The organism is Pseudomonas sp. C 49-2 (assembly GCF_003970195.1).
Classification (GTDB): domain Bacteria; phylum Pseudomonadota; class Gammaproteobacteria; order Pseudomonadales; family Pseudomonadaceae; genus Aquipseudomonas; species Aquipseudomonas canadensis.
The window spans coordinates 1-17,800 of sequence record NZ_RXYG01000026.1 but is presented as its reverse complement, the minus strand read 5'-3'; the positions used below and the strand labels follow the sequence as shown (position 1 = coordinate 17,800).

Annotated in this window: 16 protein-coding genes; 7 read left to right on the top strand and 9 right to left on the bottom strand. The window is 61.7% G+C overall.

Features of this window, described 5'->3' with window-relative positions; genetic code table 11:
- Positions 1–62: 62 nt before the first annotated feature.
- The gene (locus EJ576_RS28800) at positions 63–1,274 is read left to right on the top strand and encodes a multidrug effflux MFS transporter (RefSeq protein ID WP_126571693.1); all 1,212 of its coding nucleotides are present in this window, start codon (positions 63–65) and stop codon (positions 1,272–1,274) included.
- 98 nt (positions 1,275–1,372) lie between these two features.
- On the opposite strand, the gene EJ576_RS28795 is transcribed toward EJ576_RS28800, so the two are convergent.
- Entirely contained in the window at positions 1,373–2,278 is a 906-nt protein-coding gene (locus EJ576_RS28795) for a hypothetical protein (protein WP_126571692.1), read from the bottom strand.
- A 315-nt stretch (positions 2,279–2,593) separates the two neighbouring features.
- Here EJ576_RS28795 and EJ576_RS28790 point away from each other — a divergent pair, with 315 nt between their 5' ends.
- Both EJ576_RS28790 and EJ576_RS28785 read left to right on the top strand, forming a co-directional pair.
- Entirely contained in the window at positions 2,594–3,277 is a 684-nt protein-coding gene (locus tag EJ576_RS28790) for a response regulator transcription factor (RefSeq protein ID WP_010211030.1), read from the top strand.
- Positions 3,255–4,646 carry a HAMP domain-containing sensor histidine kinase gene (locus EJ576_RS28785; protein WP_028615849.1) on the top strand — a complete coding sequence of 464 codons (1,392 nt, stop codon included), beginning with the start codon at positions 3,255–3,257 and terminating at the stop codon, positions 4,644–4,646. The genes EJ576_RS28790 and EJ576_RS28785 overlap by 23 nt, the downstream gene beginning before the upstream one ends.
- Positions 4,647–4,807: 161 nt before the next feature.
- Here the strand turns inward: EJ576_RS28785 and EJ576_RS28780 are convergent, their stop codons facing one another.
- From EJ576_RS28780 to EJ576_RS28770, 3 genes are read right to left on the bottom strand one after another with little or no spacing between them, the layout of a single operon-like run.
- Positions 4,808–5,224: an SRPBCC family protein gene (locus EJ576_RS28780; protein WP_126571691.1), complete on the bottom strand. Its 417-nt coding sequence runs from the start codon at positions 5,222–5,224 to the stop codon at positions 4,808–4,810.
- A 29-nt stretch (positions 5,225–5,253) separates the two neighbouring features.
- Positions 5,254–6,051: an SDR family NAD(P)-dependent oxidoreductase gene (locus tag EJ576_RS28775; protein WP_016975578.1), complete on the bottom strand. Its 798-nt coding sequence runs from the start codon at positions 6,049–6,051 to the stop codon at positions 5,254–5,256.
- A 17-nt stretch (positions 6,052–6,068) separates the two neighbouring features.
- On the bottom strand, positions 6,069–7,073 hold the full coding sequence (locus EJ576_RS28770) for an aldo/keto reductase (protein WP_122727584.1): 1,005 nt from the start codon (positions 7,071–7,073) through the stop codon (positions 6,069–6,071).
- A gap of 113 nt (positions 7,074–7,186) precedes the next feature.
- Here EJ576_RS28770 and EJ576_RS28765 point away from each other — a divergent pair, with 113 nt between their 5' ends.
- The gene (locus EJ576_RS28765; RefSeq protein ID WP_126571690.1) at positions 7,187–8,080 is read left to right on the top strand and encodes a LysR substrate-binding domain-containing protein; all 894 of its coding nucleotides are present in this window, start codon (positions 7,187–7,189) and stop codon (positions 8,078–8,080) included.
- Between the two features lie 24 nt (positions 8,081–8,104).
- Here EJ576_RS28765 and EJ576_RS28760 read toward each other — a convergent pair whose 3' ends face one another.
- The 3 genes from EJ576_RS28760 to EJ576_RS28750 are packed head-to-tail and all read right to left on the bottom strand — an operon-like array spanning position 8,105 to position 11,865.
- Positions 8,105–9,397, bottom strand: coding sequence for an FAD-binding oxidoreductase (locus EJ576_RS28760; RefSeq protein WP_126571689.1), 1,293 nt, complete (start codon positions 9,395–9,397; stop codon positions 8,105–8,107).
- Positions 9,394–10,482 carry a polyamine ABC transporter substrate-binding protein gene (locus EJ576_RS28755; protein ID WP_028615843.1) on the bottom strand — a complete coding sequence of 363 codons (1,089 nt, stop codon included), beginning with the start codon at positions 10,480–10,482 and terminating at the stop codon, positions 9,394–9,396. The genes EJ576_RS28760 and EJ576_RS28755 overlap by 4 nt, the downstream gene beginning before the upstream one ends.
- Positions 10,483–10,506: 24 nt before the next feature.
- Positions 10,507–11,865: a glutamine synthetase family protein gene (locus tag EJ576_RS28750; RefSeq protein WP_126571688.1), complete on the bottom strand. Its 1,359-nt coding sequence runs from the start codon at positions 11,863–11,865 to the stop codon at positions 10,507–10,509.
- 139 nt (positions 11,866–12,004) lie between these two features.
- On the opposite strand from EJ576_RS28750, the gene EJ576_RS28745 reads away from it, so the two are divergent.
- On the top strand, positions 12,005–12,907 hold the full coding sequence (locus EJ576_RS28745) for a helix-turn-helix domain-containing protein (RefSeq protein WP_122727574.1): 903 nt from the start codon (positions 12,005–12,007) through the stop codon (positions 12,905–12,907).
- Positions 12,908–12,979: 72 nt separating this feature from the next.
- On the top strand, positions 12,980–15,130 hold the full coding sequence (locus tag EJ576_RS28740) for a TonB-dependent siderophore receptor (protein WP_126571687.1): 2,151 nt from the start codon (positions 12,980–12,982) through the stop codon (positions 15,128–15,130).
- Here EJ576_RS28740 and EJ576_RS28735 read toward each other — a convergent pair.
- Positions 15,120–16,250: an MFS transporter gene (locus EJ576_RS28735; protein WP_126571686.1), complete on the bottom strand. Its 1,131-nt coding sequence runs from the start codon at positions 16,248–16,250 to the stop codon at positions 15,120–15,122. The two genes, EJ576_RS28740 and EJ576_RS28735, sit on opposite strands and share 11 nt — an antisense overlap.
- Before the next feature lie 100 nt (positions 16,251–16,350).
- On the opposite strand from EJ576_RS28735, the gene EJ576_RS28730 reads away from it, so the two are divergent.
- The gene (locus tag EJ576_RS28730; protein WP_126571685.1) at positions 16,351–17,121 is read left to right on the top strand and encodes a helix-turn-helix domain-containing protein; all 771 of its coding nucleotides are present in this window, start codon (positions 16,351–16,353) and stop codon (positions 17,119–17,121) included.
- A 3-nt stretch (positions 17,122–17,124) separates the two neighbouring features.
- On the opposite strand, the gene EJ576_RS28725 is transcribed toward EJ576_RS28730, so the two are convergent.
- Entirely contained in the window at positions 17,125–17,562 is a 438-nt protein-coding gene (locus EJ576_RS28725) for a carboxymuconolactone decarboxylase family protein (protein WP_028615837.1), read from the bottom strand.
- Positions 17,563–17,800 lie beyond the last annotated feature (238 nt).

Genomic DNA, 17,800 nt, shown 5'->3' with positions numbered 1-17,800 from the left:
CCTAATGATTAAACCACAACGCAGCTAGAGTCAGGACTCTACTCTTTGCATCGAGACGCCCCATGACTCAACGCGCCCTCTCCACCGGGTTCTGGCTGGTGCTGCTGACCGTGCTCATCGCCTTGCCACGCGTGACCTTGGACATGCACCTGCCGGCCCTGCCCGCCATGGCCGATTACTTCCAGACCAGCGACAGCCAGCTGCAACTGACCCTGACGCTGTACGCCCTCGGCTCGGCGATTTCGCTGCTGGTCAGTGGGCCGCTCACCGACCGCTTTGGTCGTCGTCCGGTGTTGCTGGCCGGGTTGTTTTTGTATGTCCTCGCCACGGCAGCTTGTGCCCTGGCGGACAACATCGCCGTGTTGATCATCGCCCGACTGTTCCAGGCCTTGGGTGGCTGTTGCACCACCGTGATCGGCCGTGTGATCGTGCGCGATTACTTCGACCGCAACGAGCAAGCACGCCTGCTTGGGCTGATCTCCATGGCCATGGCAATTTCGCCCATGGCCGCGCCGGTACTGGGTAGCCTGATGCTGCCGTTCATCCACTGGCGCGGGCTGTTCGTGCTGCTGGGCGTAATCGGAGCTGTGCTGTGCCTGGTCGTGTATCGCCGTTTACCTGAAACCCGCCCGCCGGAAGTCGCCGCCGCCCCGCCGCGTGGGCTGTTGCGCGTCTACGGCCAACTGCTGCGTGACCGCTACTTCCTGCGTTACTCCGTGGCGATCGGTTGCGTGTACAGCACCTATTTTCCGTTTATCAGCGAGTCATCGGCGTTGCTACAACGGGGGTTTCATCTGTCCGCGACTGCTTACGCACTGGTATTCGCAGCAACCATCAGCGGCTACATGCTGGGCGCGAACCTGTTTCGTCGGCTGGTGCGGCGCTTCGAGGCAGACCGTTTGATCGTCGCCGGCATAGCCGTGAACGTGCTGGGCAGTGGGATTCTCGCGCTGGCGACTGTCGCGCTGCCGGGGGAATGGCTGGCGATCGTGCTGCCGATGGTGCTGATCATGGTGTCGGTGGGGATGGTGATTCCGGCCTGTCAGCTGTCGGTGCTGCAGCCTTATGGTGCAATCGCGGGAACGGCATCCGGGCTGTTCTTTTTCACCCAGATGTTCCTGACGGCTGTGAGCAGTTGGGCGACCGGGCTGTTATCCGATGGCACGTCGGCACCGTTGGTGATGATGACGGCACTGGCAAGTGTGTTGCTGGTGACAAGCTGGCTGGCCTTGCAGCAAAAAGCCGCGCCTGTTGCTCAGGCGCGGCTTGGGTAACGCAACAATCAGTGCATGAAGATCGCGATCAGGATGATCACCGGAATAGGCACACCGAGGAACCAAAGCAGTAATGAGCGCATGATGTTCTCCTTGAATTAACGTACGAAGTGTTCGGTTTCGACATACACCACGGCATCGCGACGGCGACCGCCAAAGGTGGCTGCGAAGCTGGCGAGGAACGCGCCGATCAACAGGGCAACAAAGGTCCACAGCGACGTGTAGGCAGCGACCTTGGCGGCGGTATCAGCAGCTTGTTTGGCTTTGAGCTTGGCGTCTTCCAACGCTTTGCGGGCGTCGCCGTAGACTTTGTCGATACGCGCTTCGGCATCCGCCTGGCTGAGGTTGGTGCGCTGGCTGATCAACTGGGCCAGGTAGGCACGGTCTTCAGGGGCCAGTTGACCGTCGTTGCTCAGGGTGCGGGTGAAGATGCGGGCAACCACACCGTGGGCGGCGTCATCGCTGACGGCGGCCGGGCGATCGTCGCGAAACAGGCTGTCGACGTAGTAGTCGAAGTCGCCACCGTTGACGCCCTTGGCAGCACTGCCAGCGGCTTGGGTGATGCCGCTGGCCGCGCCGGCGGCAACGCTGGCACCGGCTTTCACGCCGCCGCTGACGACACTGCTCACCGAACCGACCACCAGTACCGCAGTAATCAGCGTGGCCACAGCCCAGGCCAGGAAACCATGGGCGGTGTCGCGGAAGTACACCTCGTCGCCGTGCATATTCGCCCACTTCACCCGCAACCGGCCGGCGATATAACCGCCCAGCCCGGACGCGACGATCTGGGTAAACGCCAGCCAGACAATCGTGGAAATGCCAAGCCCTTTGGCACTGATGCCACTGTCGGCCCACGGCGATACCGCCGAAAAGCCCAGGCCGAAGCCCAGCAGCACCAGGATCAGGGACAATGCGGCCGCAGCGGCCGCCCCAGCAAAAATCGCCCCCCAGGAAACCCCGGAGAGCGCGCTCGACTCTTGCAGCGTGGATGAAGATGTGATCATTGTTGTTGTGCTCCAAGGCAGAAAAATAGTGTTACAAGTCTCAAAAGGGACAGTGCAGGCACCATGCCAGTCGCCACAAAAATAAATATCTATATATTTCAACAGGTTAAATAACTTGAACTTCCCAGGACCATGCAAGTTGCAAGAAACGGCAGTGGCAGGCGGGCTTTATGCATTCCCGGAGGTCAATGTGGCGGTTTTGCCAACATGAAGTTTTATTTAGGAAGCGTTCAGCCATTTCTTGGCAAAATGCCCGCACATCTGTAGGAGCCGGCTTGCCGGCGATTGCGGTCTTCCAGTGTGAAAGGTAATCCCATGACCCGAATTTTGACCATCGAGGATGACGCCGTAACGGCCCGCGAGATCGTCGCCGAGCTGAGTAGCCATGGACTGGATGTAGATTGGGTAGACAACGGCCGTGAAGGCCTGGTCCGCGCTGTAAGTGGCGATTACGACCTGATCACCCTCGACCGCATGCTGCCGGAACTCGATGGCCTGGCCATCGTCACCACGCTGCGCACGATTGGTGTGTCGACGCCGATCCTGATGATCAGCGCCCTCTCCGACGTGGATGAGCGTGTGCGCGGCCTGCGTGCCGGCGGGGATGACTACCTCACCAAGCCGTTCGCCTCGGATGAAATGGCCGCCCGCGTCGAAGTGCTGCTGCGACGCAAAAGCACGGTCCAGGAGTTCGAAACCGCCCTGCGCGTGGCCGACCTGGAACTGAACCTGATCAGCCGCGAAGCCAGTCGCGCCGATCAGCCCCTGAGCCTGCTGCCCACCGAATACAAGTTGCTGGAATTCCTGATGCGCAACACCGGGCAGATCCTGTCGCGGATGATGATCTTCGAAGAAGTCTGGGGCTATCACTTCGACCCCGGCACTAACCTGATCGACGTGCACATCGGCCGTCTGCGCAAGAAGATCGACCCACCGGGCCTCACGCCGCTGATCCGCACGGTACGAGGTTCCGGTTATGTCATTGCTGAACCCCTCTAAAGGCTGGCGCTCTTCCAGCAGCCGCTTGCTGGCGCTGTACAGTTCGTTGTTCGTGGCCTGGAGCTGCATCCTCATGGGGGTGCTGTATTACGAGGTGTCGGGTTACCTGGGCGACCTGTCGCGCCATTCGCTGATGCAGCGCCAGCACCTGTTCCAGCGCTTCGACGGCGAGGAACTGGTGGAAGCCCTGACCACCAGCATGACCTTCGACATGAAGGGCGTGGACGCCTACGGCCTGTTCGATGAGCAGTTCCGCCCGCTCAGTGGGCCGATCCGCGCGGTGCCGCCGGACCTGCCGCTGGACGGCAAGATCCACGCCCTGGTCAACTGCGTCGACTCCGACGACCCCAAGTTGCCCAAGGACAGCTGCGACGCTGTCGCCACCCACACCGAAGACGGCCGCTGGCTGGTGCTGGTGCGCGCCAACGGTTCGCTGTTTGGCGTGACCCGGATCATCTGGCATGCCCTGCTGTGGGCGCTTTCGTTGACGATTATCCCCGGTGTTGCCGGCTGGCACTTATTGCGTCGACGCCCGTTGCGGCGGATTCGCGGGATCCAGGCCAGCGCCGAAGCCATCGTCGCCGGCGACTTGACCCACCGCCTGCCGCTGTCGAACCGACGCGACGAACTGGACATGCTCGCGGCCATCGTCAACGCCATGCTGGATCGCATCGAGAAGCTGATGAACGAGGTCAAGGGCGTGTGCGACAACATCGCCCACGACCTGCGCACCCCGCTGACACGCTTGCGCGCGCAGTTGTACCGGATCAAGCAGGAGGCCGAGGCGGAGTCGGACTACGCGGTGAAGCTGGATGACGCGATTGCCGAAACCGATACGCTGATGGCGCGCTTTCGCGGGCTGTTGCGTATCTCCGAACTGGAAGACCACCAGCGTCGCTCCGGCTTTTTGGTCATGGACCCGCTGCCGCTGTTGCGCGAGTTGCACGACTTCTACCTGCCGCTGGCCGAAGAAGGCGAGTTGCAACTGCGCCTCGAAACCCCGGAATCCCTGCCGTGGATCACCGGCGACCGCGCCCTGCTGTTCGAAGCCCTGGCCAACCTGTTGAGCAACTCGATCAAGTTCTCCCCACCGGGCGGCGAAGTGATCTTGCGCGGGGTCAATGATGCAGGCAGCACGCGCATTGAAGTGCACGACTCCGGCCCCGGCATACCCGCGGCGGAACGTGACGCAGTGTTCCAGCGCTTCTATCGCGTGGATGAAAGCGACCAGCAAGGCGGGTTCGGGTTGGGCTTGTCGATTGTGGCGGCGATCATCAACTTGCATGGGTTCAAGTTGGAAGTGGGTACCAGTGAACAAGGCGGTGCCAGATTAGTCCTGGAATGCCGCCAGCAGCTCATGCCCGAATAGCTTGCGCTGTCGAGATTTACTTCGGTGAGCGGGCTTGCTGTGGTGAGCGGGCTTGCTCGCGCTGGAGTGCGTAGCGCTCCCAAGATTTTTGAGGGCGCGGGGCAAGCCCGCTCACCACAAACGCCCAATCACCACAAAACCCAGTCACCACAGGTTCAGTTTCAGGCCGGGAAATTGGCGCGCAACGCCTCAAGCCCACCGCTGTAGACACCGGCAAACAATTCCTCCACCGCCGCATCCGTAGTCCCCGTCGCCGGCGTGAACACACCCGACCAGGTGACTTTCGCCGACGTTTCGGTCAAGGCCTCAACCTGCAATGTCGCCAGGTACGCACTCACCGGAAACGGTGACTGCTCGATGGTGTAGCTGTAGGTGCGCCCAACGTTATCAAAGCTCTGCAACCGCTCCACCACCACGCCACCGTCGGCGGTTTGCAGGTGACGCACGCGGCCGCCATCGCTTGGCTCGCTTTTGACAATGAACGGCAGCCAGTCCGGCAGGCTGTTGAAGCCGCCGACCAATTGCCAGACCTGATCGGCCGAGACCGGGATTTCAATCACAGAAGACGCTGTTGCCACGTTAATTACTCCAGAAAATAGAAAACAATTCAGATGGCCATGCTGTCGACCACACCACCGTCGACCCGCAGCGCGGCACCGGTGGTGGCAGATGACAGGGGTGAAGCAATGTACGCCACCAGGTTGGCGACTTCATCCACATTTGCCGCGCGCTGGATGATCGAGGTCGGCCGTGCGTTACGCACAAACACATCCGCCTCGTCCCGCGCACTGCGCCCCGATTGTGCGGTGGCGTCCTTGAGCATCTGCTCCAGGCCGTCGGTAAAGGTCGGACCAGGCAACACCGCGTTTACCGTCACACCGGTGCCCGCCAGGCGCTTGGCCAAACCATGGGACACCGCCAGGTTGGCGCTCTTGGTCACGCCGTAGTTGATCATGTCCGCCGGGGTCGCCACGCCGGACTCCGACGACAGGAAAATCACCCGCCCCCAGCCCTGCTCGACCATACCCGGCGTGTAATGCCGCGCCAGGCGTACACCGGAGATCACATTGACCTCATAGAAGCGTGTCCACTCGCTGTCCGGGGCCTCAAAGAAATCCACGTCGTTGAAGATGCCCAGGTTGTTGACCAGGATGTCGGCACGCGGTTCGGCGGCGAAGAGTTTTTCTGCACCTTCGGCCGTACCGAGATCCGCCACCAAACCACGCAGGTCAGCGCCGGGAACGGCCTGGCGGATGCTCGCCAAGGCGTCATCCACCTTGCCCGCGTCACGCCCGATCACCACCACCGTGGCGCCGGACTGCGCCAGCGCCTGGCTGATGCCCAGGCCAATACCGGCGGTGCTGCCGCTGACAATCGCTACTTTGCCGCTTACATCAATTTTCATGGTTGAAACTCCTGAAGTTAAAGCGGCAGTGGTGCGCGATCCGAAATCAATCGGGCATCGCGCAGGGCCTGCCAGAAGGCTGCCGGAATCTTTTCTGACAACGCCGCGACGTCTTCGGCAATCCTGCCCGGACGGCTGGCACCGGGAATTACCGCCGCCACGGCCGGATGGGCCAGGGAGAATTGCAGCGCGGCGGCTTTCACACTGACGCCGAACGCCTGGGCAATCGCCTTGATCTGCTCGACCTTGCTGATGATCGCCTGGCTGGCTTTCTGGTATTCGAAGTGTTCGCCACCGGCAAGGATGCCCGAGCTGTAGGGGCCACCGACGACGATCTCGACGTTCTGGGCCGAAGCCGCGTCCATCAGGCGTTGCAGGGCGCGATCGTGGTCCAGCAGAGTGTAGCGGCCGGCCAGCAAAAAGCCGTCGGGTTGCGCTTCCGTCAGGTCCAGGGTCAATTCGCACGGCTCGACGCGGTTCACGCCCAGGCCCCAGGCCTTGATCACGCCCTCTTCGCGCAAGCGAGTCAGCACTTTGAACGCACCGGTACGGGCCTGGTTGAAGTACTCCAGCCACTGGTCGCCGTAGAAGTCCTGGGCGATGTCGTGAATCCACACGATATCCAGGCGATCGGTGTTCAGGCGGGTCAGGCTGTCTTCGATGGAGCGCAAGGTGGCATCGGCGCTGTAGTCGTTGAGCATCTTGTTCGGGCGGCCGTGTTCGAACACGCCGCTTTTCTCGCCGAGGTCACGGGCGCTGTCCTCGACTTCGTCGAGGATCACCCGGCCGACCTTGGTGCTGAGCACGAAGTCGTCACGGTTGTACTGCGACAGGGCTTGGCCCAGGCGGATTTCCGAGAGGCCCGAGCCGTAGAACGGCGCCGTGTCGAAATAGCGCACGCCTGCGTTCCAGGCCGCCTCCACAGTGGCCTGTGCCTCGTTTTCAGGAATGGCGCGGAACATGTTGCCCAGCGGTGCAGTGCCGAAGCCGAGTTGGCCGGGAAGTTTATCTTTCAAGCTCATGGTGGATCCTCAATGGGTTCAGGGGTCGCTGTGACCGTTGAGCAGATCCTAGATTGCAGAGATCGGACCGTCCAAGACATACTGCGACCAACTTGAGTCCTCGTAGGTCTAACATGATCGATCTCCGCCAACTGCGCTACTTCGAAGTGGTCGCCGAAGAAGAACACGTCGGCCGTGCAGCCGAACGCCTGCACATCTCGCAGTCGCCGCTGAGCCGGCAGATAGCCCAGCTTGAAGAGCGTTTGGGCCTGACCTTGTTCGAACGCAGCCAGCAACGCATCCGCCTGACCCGTGACGGCCAGACCTTCCTGGCTGAAACCAAAGCGCTGCTGACCCACGCCAATCGCCTGGAATCCCTGGGCAAGCGCCTGGGCCGTGGCGAAGAAGGTGGGCTGTGCATCGGCTACATCGAAAACGCCATGCATGCCGGTGTGTTACCCAATGCCCTGCGCGTGCTGCGCGACGACCGCCCCACCGTGCATATCAAGCTGTATAACCTGCCGTCTCTCGAACAGCTGGAAGGTCTGCGCCAACGCAGCCTGGATATCGCGCTGGTGAACGAACCACCGGCCGCCGATGACCCGGACCTGATCGCGCGGCAAGTGCTGGATGACCCGATGCTGCTGGCCCTGCCCGAGCATCATCCCTTGGTACACATGAGTGAGCTGTTGCCCGAACACCTGGCCGACCAGGAGTGGATCGGCGTGCAGCGCAAACCCGGCGCGCATCCAGCTGACGACTTTGTTGCTGCCTGCATCCGCGCCGGCTTCACCCCGCAGATCCCCATGGAAGCCGGTGAACCGTTTACCGCGTTGGGCTTGGTGGCTTCGGGGTTGGGCGTGGCGATGGTACAAAAAGGCCTGAGCCGCAATGCCCCGCCCGGCGTGGTGTTGCGGGAGTTGCCATGGCTGAGCTACACCACACCATTGTGGGCAGCGTGGCATCGGATCAACCTGCGCCCGCTGGTAGAAACCTTCCGCAAGGTACTCACCGAACCCGAGGCCTGACGCCGTTTAAAATGGTGGTGTCGGTTAGATCAGCTCTCGCAGCCGGTACCACAACATCCCCAACGCCAGCAGCGGCGAGCGTAGCGCTTTCCCGCCAGGGAAGGTCATGTGTGGCACTTGGCTGAAAATATCCAGGCCCGTGCTGTGGCCGGCGTGGATACCTTCGGCCAGCAACTTTGCACACCAGTGCGTCACGTTCAACCCATGCCCGGAATAGCCCTGGGCATAAAACACATTCGGGTACTGCTTCAGGCGCCCCACCTGCGGGAAGCGGTTGGCGGTAATGCCGATCTTGCCGCCCCACTGAAACTCAATGGCGGTATGGGCCAGTTGCGGGAACACCTTGAGCATTTTCGGTTGCATATAGGCGGCGATGTCCACCGGATCGCGGCCGGAGTAATGGCAGGCGCCGCCGAATAGCAGGCGGCGGTCAGCGGACAATCGGTAATAATCCAGGCCGACTTTCTGGTCGCACAACGCCAGGTTCTGCGGGATCAACTGGCGGGCCATTTCTTCCGATAAAGGCTCGGTGGCGATGATGTAGCTGCCCGCCGGGAGCACTTGGCCGCTCAAGCGCGGTTCCAGTTCCTCCAGATGGGCATTGCAGGCCAGCACCAGGTGGTCGGCGCGTACCGTGCCGCCTGAGCAGCGCACTTGCACCGTGTCGCCGTGGATCAGTTCAAGCACCTCAGTGTGCTCGAAGATCCGCACTCCGAGAGACTCGGCCAACTGCGCTTCACCCAGCACCAGATTCAACGGGTGAAGGTGCCCGGAACCCATGTCCACCAGGCCGCCGGCATACACCAATGAGCCCACCACTTGCTGCATATCCTGCGGCCCCACCAGGCGCGTTTCATGGGCATACCCCATCGCCGCCAAGTGCGCCTGCTCACCTTTGAACGCCGCGAACTGCGTCGGCGTATTGGCCAACTCGCAAAAGCCCCAGCGCAAGTCGCAGTCGATGTTGTGCTCGCGAATACGCTCGCCCACCAACGCCACCGAATCGATACCGGCGCGCTCCAGGTAACGCACGCCCTCCTCGCCAACGTACTTGGCGAAGCCCGACACGTCATGGCCGATACCGCGAATCAACTGCCCGCCGTTGCGCCCGCTGGCGCCCCAGCCGATGCGCCGGGCTTCCAGCAGGATCACCGAAAGCCCGCGCTGGGCCAGTTCGATGGCGGTATTCACGCCAGTGAACCCGCCGCCGATCACGCACGCATCGGCGGTCAGGTCGCTGCCCAATGCGGGGCGCTCCGTCAGGGCGTTGGCCGTGGCCCGGTAGTAGGACCGGGCGTGGTCAGTCGACTGCATCATTTGTTGGTCTTCACTTTGCTCCAGGCCCGGGTCATCAGGCGCATGGTCGCCGGGGTCGGCGTGGTGGAAATGTAGAGTTTGTCGAGCACTTCCTGCGGCGGGTACACCTCGGGGTTGTTCACCAGTTCCGGGTCCATGAAAGCCTTGGCGGCCGGGTTGGCGTTGGCATACCCCACCGAGGCGCTGACCTTGGCGATCACTTCAGGGTCGAGCAGATAGTTAATGAAGGCGTGGGCTTCTTTCGGGTTGCTCGCGTCGGCGGGAATCGCCAGCAGGTCGAACCACAAGTTGGAGCCTTCCTTGGGAATCGAATAAGCAATGTTCACCCCATTCTTGGCTTCCTTGGCGCGATTGGCAGCCTGGAACACGTCGCCGGAATAACCGAAGGCCACGCAGATATCACCGTTGGCCAAATCCGAGATGTACTTGGAGGAATGGAAGTACGTGATATACGGCCGCAGCGTCAGCAGCTTGGCCTCGGCCTGTTTGTAGTCCTCGGGGTTCTCGCTGCGCGGGTCCTTGCCCATGTAGTTGAGGATCGCCGGGAACAGCTCGTCCGCCGAATCGAGGAAGGCCACGCCGCATTGGTTGAGTTTCTTGATGTTCTCGGGCTCGAACAGCACCGCCCATGAATCGATATGGTCGATGCCCAGCACCTGCTTGACCTTGTCGACGTTATAGCCGATGCCATTGGTGCCCCACAGGTACGGCACCGAGTGTGCGTTGCCTGGGTCATTCTTTTCCAACAGCTTGAGCAACTTGGGGTCGAGGTTCTTGAAGTTGGGCAGTTGCGCGCGGTCGAGCTTGAGGAACGCACCGGCCTTTACCTGGCGCGCCAGGAAGTGGTTGGACGGCACCACCACGTCGTAGCCGGTGCGCCCGGCGAGCAACTTGCCCTCCAGGGTTTCATTGGAGTCGAACACGTCGTAGATCGGCTTGATCCCGGTCTTGGCCTGGAAGTCGGCCAAGGTCGTCTCCCCGATATAGTCGGTCCAGTTATAGACGCTGACCGTCGGCGCCGCCTGGCTGGCACTGCTGAACGCGGCCACCAGGGCCAGCGGGAGAAGCTGTTTCACAAGACGCATATCGACACCCCTTTTTTGGTTTTTTTAGACGCTCAACAGCAGGAACTCACGCTCCCAGGAACTGATCACCCGCTTGAAATTCTCGTGTTCGGCACGTTTGACCGCCACGTAGCCCCGCACGAACTTGTCCCCCAGGTACTGCTTGACCGTGTCGCAATCCTCCATGCGCGCGAGCGCATCTTCGAGGGTGAACGGCAGGCGCAGGTTGCGGCGTTCATAGGCGCGACCTTCCACCGGCACACTGGGTTCGATCTGCTCGATCATCCCGAGGTAGCCACACAGCAGACTAGCGGCAATCGCCAGGTAGGGATTGGCATCGGCGCCGGGCAAGCGGTTTTCCACACGCATGGCGTCGGGGCTGGAGGTGGGCACGCGCAGGCCGACGGTGCGGTTTTCTTCGCCCCACTCGACGTTGACCGGCGCCGAAGTGTCCGGCAGGAAGCGGCGGAACGAGTTCACGTTGGGCGCGAACATCGGCAGCAGCTTGGGGATGTACTTCTGCAAGCCGCCGATGTGGTGAAGGAACAGTTGGCTCTTGTTGCCATCAGCGTCGACGAACACTGGTTTGCCGGTGGCGATGTCGACCACGCTCTGATGCAGATGCATGGCGCTGCCCGGCTCGTCAGCCACCGGCTTGGCCATAAAGGTCGCGGCTACGTTGTGCTTGAGCGCGGCCTCGCGCAGGGTGCGCTTGAACACGGTGATCTGGTCGGCCAGGTCGAGGGCATCGCCGTGGCGGAAGTTGATTTCCATCTGCGCCGGGCCGTCTTCGTGGATCAGCGTGTCGAGGTCCAGGCCCTGGGCTTCGCACCAGTCGTAGACATCTTCGAACAGCGGGTCGAATTCGTTGGCGGCATCGATGGAAAACGACTGACGCCCGGTTTCGGCGCGGCCGGAGCGGCCTATCGGGGTTTTCAGCGGCAGGTCCGGGTCTTCGCAACGCTGGGTCAGGTAGAACTCCATTTCCGGCGCGACGATCGGCTGCCAACCCTGATCGGTGTAGAGCTGCAGGACCTTCTTCAGCACGTTGCGCGGCGACAGTTCGACGGGGTTGCCCTGCTTGTCGAAGGTGTCATGGATCACAATCGCAGTGGGCTCAATCGCCCACGGCACCACATACGTGGCATTGGACACCGGGCGGCAGACCATGTCGATATCGGCCGGGTCGAGCAGGTCGTAGTAGATCTCGTCGTCGACAAAGTCCCCGGTTACCGTTTGCAGCAGCACACTTTCCGGCAGGCGCATGCCTCGCTCATGCAGGAACTTGTTGGTGGGCGCAATCTTGCCGCGTGCGATGCCAGTCAAATCACTGATCACGCATTCGACTTCGGTAATCTTGTGTTCTTTCAGCCAGGCGGACAGCTGATCGAAGGGGGCGTTCATAAGGACCTCGTCATGGGTTGGGTGCATGCGCCGGCTTGTACTCCTGGCGCATTGAGGTCTATCTTGATGCGCCGCCCCTGCGGCATCTATCCACTTTGCACGAACCACAACGCACCAATAGAGTGCGCCCAGGTTACCCATGACACAGGCAACAGCTTTGCGCGTACAGGCCTTCACCACCGGTGATGTGGCCGCTCAATGCAATGCGACACCCGGTTGGGTGCAGCAGTACCAGCAGATGTCCCCAGGGCATTTTGCCGGGCGAATCCGCTATCTGGATTTGCAGGGTGTGGAGGTGTACGAAGAGTGCATGAACACCCGCGTGGAGCAGCATTTCAACGCGCCGCCGGGCTCGTTGGCGTTCTGTTTCGACGGCAGTGATAACGCGCTGTATATGCTCAACGGCGAAAGCCACAACACCTGGATCACCCCGGAAAACTACCGTGAAGTGGCGGTGGTGTTCGGGCCGCAATTCGTGCAGCGCCATGGGCTGGATGTGGCGAAGCTCGAAGGCCTGTTCATGGCACCGTTGACCTGCCAGCAGAATGGGCTGTTCAGCCGCTGGCTGAGTGGCACCCTCACCCGCTTGTCCGCCGAAATCGACCCCGCCAGCCGTGACGCCCTCACCCAACAGCTACTGGACGATTGCCTGTTCATCCTCGACAACGCCTGCGTGTGCCTGGACCGCCACTCGTTGCAGCGACGCAGCGAAGAACGCCGGTTGATGGCGCGCATCGGCGAATGGGCGGCGGATGCACCGGATGAGACCGTCAACCTGCTGGAACTGGCGCACATTGCCGGCGTGCCGTTGCGTCAGTTGCAACAGGGCTTCAAGACCTACACCGGAATGAGCCCGGCGCAATGGCTGAGGTTGCGCCGCTTGAACGGGGCGCGGCGTGAGTTGCTGGGTTCACCGGACTCTACTGTGGCCGAGGTGGCGATGAATTGGTCGTTCTGGCACCTGGGGCGGTTTTCCAACAGTTACCGGGCGTTGTTCAAGGAACTGCCGAGCGAAACCCTGAAGCGCACTACGCCCTCGTAGCAGCAGACTTGTAAAAGACCACGCTTATGCCTAGCTTATGCGCCCCCCGCCCGCGCTTTAAGGCCCTGCCCCATGGTTTTGCGTTCTCGTCCCGTCGTTTCCTCACGTTTCGCCCTCGGCCTGCTGCTCAGCGGCGGCATCGGCAGCAGCCTGGCGGCTGAAATCGAACTGCCAGCGGTGAACGTCCAGGGCCAGGAAGAGTCCGGCTATCGCAGTGAAACCGCCTCGGTGGCCGGCTTCGATGACGCGCCGCTGCTGGACACTCCGGCGTCGATCACGGTGATCAACGCTGCGCTGATCAAGGACCAGCAGGCGCGCTTGCTCAGCGAAGTGCTGCGCAACGACGCCTCGGTGGGCGACAGCTATGCGCCCATCGGCTATTACGAAAACTTCGTGGTGCGCGGCTTCTCGCTGAACGCGGCGAGCAGCTACAAGATCAACGGGCGTACCATCACGGGCGAGCAGAACGTCGCCCTGGAAAACAAGCAGCAGGTCGAAGTGCTCAAGGGCCTGGCGGGCCTGCAAAGCGGGATTTCCGAGCCGAGCGGCGTGATCAACTACGTGACCAAGCGCCCGGAAGACGTGCGCTCGGTGACCGTCTCCACCGACGATCGCGGCAGCGGCTACATCGCCACCGACGTGGGCGGCTGGTTTGGCAGCGAGCAGCAATTCGGCCTGCGCGCCAACGTGGCCCATGAAGACCTCAACTCCTATGTGGAACACGCCAATGGCCAGCGCGACTTTGTGTCCCTGGCGTTCGACTGGAACATCAGCCCTGACGCCGTTCTACAACTGGATGCGGAATACCAGAACAAACAACAACGTTCGGTGCCGGGCTACCAACTGCTCGGCGGCACGCAAGTACCCCACGATGCTTCGCCGAAAAAACTGCTGGGCCACCAGAGCGGGTCGAAGCAAGTGGGCATTGATTCGCTGAACCTCAACGGTAAGTTTGAGTACCGCTTCAGCGATCAGTGGAAAGGCAGTGTCAGCGCCGCGCGCAGCAAGGTGGTGATCGATGATTACAGCTCGTTTGCCTATGGCTGTTTCTATGTGACCGATTGCGGCACTGCTTTCTTCAGCCCCACCGGCGACTACGACATCTACGACTACCGCAGCCCCGACGACACCCGCCGTGACGACGAAGTGCAGGCGGCCATGACTGGGCTGTTCGACACCGGTAGCCTGGGCCATGAACTGACCGTTGGCACCAGCGCATTTCGCCGAGTGGTCGACAAGCGCAAGTCGGTCAACGAATACATCGGCAGCGCCAACATCAACGTCGACACCCCGACCTTCGCCCCCACCGACGTGCCGTTGAACGACAAGCACCGGCGTCTCGACAGCCGCCAATATGGCCTGTTCGTAACGGACCGCATCCGCTTCAACGAGCAATGGCAAACCATCCTCGGCGGCCGTGAAGTGCGCCTGGATGAAAAAGCCTTCGACCAAAACGGCAATCAGCAACGCCATACCCAACAATACGAATTTCTGCCCCAGGCGTCGTTGATCTACAAACCGGTGGAAAATGTGTCGCTGTACACCAGCTACAGCAAAGGGCTGTCCCTGGGCGGTGAGGCACCTTGGACGACCCGCAACGACGGCGAAACCCTGGCCCCCACCACCTCACGTCAAATCGAAGCCGGGGTGAAATACGACTGGCGCCGCATGAGCTTCACCGCCGCTGTATTCCAGACCCGCCAGGCCTACCAATACGCCAAGCCGGACGGCACTGGCCAATTCGACTATGTGCAACAGGGCGAGCAAAAGAACACCGGCCTGGAACTGTCGGCCAATGGCTGGGCCACTGAGCGCCTGCAGATCGCAACCAGCGTGGCGGCGATTCGTGCACGGGTGACCGGCAGCGGGACTGCGGACTATGAGGGCCACCAAGCGATCAACGTGCCCAAGCTGCGCGCCAGTGTGTATGCCGATTATGCATTGCCTTGGGTGAACGGCCTGGCGGTACTCGGCGGCGTGCAATACAGCGCCAAGAAGTACGCCAACCGTAGCGGCAATGTGGAGGTGGGGGATTACGCAGTGGTGAACGTCGGCAGCCGCTACACCACCAAAGTGAGCGGCTATGAGACGGTGTTCCGCCTGAGCGTCGACAACCTGTTCGACAAGCGCTACTGGCGCGACGCGGGCGAATACATGGGCGATGACTACCTGTTCCAGGGCGCGCCCTTGACGGCGCGACTGAGTGCTTCGGTCAACTTCTGAACATACGCGGCGCTGCCAGCCACAGCGCCGCCAGGCCGCACGTCAACAGGCTCCAGCCAAGGTCCTGAGCCCAGGTAACCAAGGTCAACCCGGCGCCAATCGCCAGGTAATAGAGCAAGCCAAAAACGGCCGCAGCGGTGCCAAGGCGGTCTTGATAATCCACCAATGCCGCCCCCAGCACGTTGGGAATCGCCATGCCGAACGCCAGCACCACCAGCAGCATCGGCCCCACGAATAGCCAGCTGTCCTGCAACATCAGGACAGACAGACCGCCTGACAGCGCCACCCCTGCAGCGACCAGCACCAACTGCTCGCCATTCAGGCCACGCTTGAGCAAGGCTTTGTTCAGCCATGCCCCAAGCCCCGATCCAAGCGCGAGCAACACACCGCTGTAGCCGAACTCGGCAGCAGACAAGCCCACCCGCGCGAAGATAAACGGCCCCACGCTGTAGTAACCAAACAGCGCAATATTGAACGCCGCCACCAGGCCAACGGAACGCCATACCCCGGGGTCCCGGAGCATCAGGCCCACGGTTTGGCCCAGGGGCGAGGTCGGCAGGGACGCCGGACGCGTCTCGGGCAAGGCCCACAGGCAGGCGAACCACAATCCCGCCGCGGTCAGCAGCAAACCCGTGAGCATGCCGCGATAGCCGAAATACTGCACCAGGGTCGCGCCGCTGAACAGGCCGACTGCCGGACTGGCGGCCAGGGCAATCCCCATCACGGAAAACACCTGGGCCAACTGCGCGCCGTGAAAACGGTCGCGCAACAGCGTCTGCGTGGCCACTGAGCCAACCGCTGCGCCGAAGGCCGCGATGGTCTGGGCCAACAGCAGACCGTTGAACGTGCTCACACTCAAGGCCAACAGCGTGGCGGCGACATACAGTCCCAGCCCGGCCATCATCACTGGGCGCCGGCCCCAGCGATCACACAACCGGCCCCACACCACCACGCCAAACGCAAACGCCAGGAAGTACACCGATAATGTCTGCCCGGCCCGTTCAGGTCCGACGGCGAAGGCTTGGCCGATATCACCCAGGGCCGGGCTATAGAGGGTTTGGGCCAGTTGCGGGAACATCAGCAACGCCACGGCCAGCACCAACACGTTTTTAGATGTCATGGATCGCACCTTCACGGGAAAACAAGCGGAAGGATTCTAAGCGGCGGGGACTGGAGTATTATCCAGACTTCGACAATCTATCCATGAAATCGGACAGACCATGGCATGGCTCGCCGCCGACGCATCCTTCGACCCTGACAGCCACCTGGCTCCCGTCATCGGCATAGCCGCCCTTCTCGGCGACCACGACTCCGGCCTGCATCACCACCGGCGTGGTCAACTGTTGTTTACCCAACAAGGCTGCACCCGCATTACCCTGGACAATCAACTGTGCCTGCTGCCACCGACCCGCGCAGCGTGGATACCTTGCGGTGTGCGTCACCGTGCGGTGATGAGCAAGGCTGTAGATTACCGCTCGGTGTACGTAAGCCCGGCCGTTGCAACCCTGTTGCCGACAGAGGTTCGGGTGATCGAAGTGAGCGCCTTGTTGCGCGCGGTGCTGGAACCGATGGCCATGGCCCCCTTCGAGACTAATTGGCACACCGGCCGATATGCCCATTTGCTGGCGTTGTGCCTGGAGGAAATCCAGGGTGCGGCCGAGCAACGCATGCTCCTGCCCTTGCCGCAGGACAAGCGCCTGGCACCATTGCTGGCCCATCTCGAACGCTTGCCGCCCACGCTGCAAGCACTGGAAAAGCAGGTCGGCGCCAGCACCAAGACCATCGGCCGGATCTTCCTGCGGGAAACCGGCCTGGGGTATCAGCAATGGCGCCAGCAGTGGCGCTTGATGCGCGTCATCGAGTTGCTCGCTACCGGGCGCAGTATCGGCTACTGCGCCTTTGAGCTGGGCTTTGCCAGCGACAGCGCATTGATTGCCTTCTTCAAGGGAATGACCGGCACCACGCCACGGGGCTATTTCAAATCAGGTTGAGCCTTACTTTGGCATTTTGCGAAAGCCCACTGCCAGCCGGTTCCAGCTGTTGATGGTGGTGATGGCCACGCTCAGGTCGATCTGCTCCTGCGGGCTGAACTCAGTGGCTAGTGTGTTGAAGTCTTCGTCCGGGGCGTGGGTGTGGCTGATCAGGGTCAGGCTCTCGGCCCAGGCCAGGGCGGCGCGTTCACGCGGGGTGAAGAACGGCGTTTCGCGCCAGGCGGAGACGGTGTACAGGCGGCGTTCGGTTTCACCGCCTTTGCGGGCGTCGGCGGTGTGCATGTCGAGGCAGAAGGCGCAGCCGTTAATCTGCGAGACGCGCAGGCGTATCAGTTCCAGCAGGGGCAGTTCGATGGACAGCTTGCCGACGGCGGCTTCCAGGGCGAGCATGGCTTTCATGGCGTCTGGGGAGGCGGTGTAGAAATCGGTACGGGTTTGCATGGGGGTGCTCCAGGGCAGTGGGGATTGATGGCTAGGTTAGTCATCGGGCCTTGGAGGGGGAATATCCAATTTGGGGTAAGAATGGGTGACCAATTGGGTTGGGTTCGGTTGGGTACATATCCGTTATTTGGGTAACGGCCGCTTATGGTTCCGCCCTTACGGCGGGTCACTTTCGAAAAGCCGGAATGCCGGCCCAGTCGAAAGTAACCAAAGCGCTCTTGCCCCAACACTCGGCACC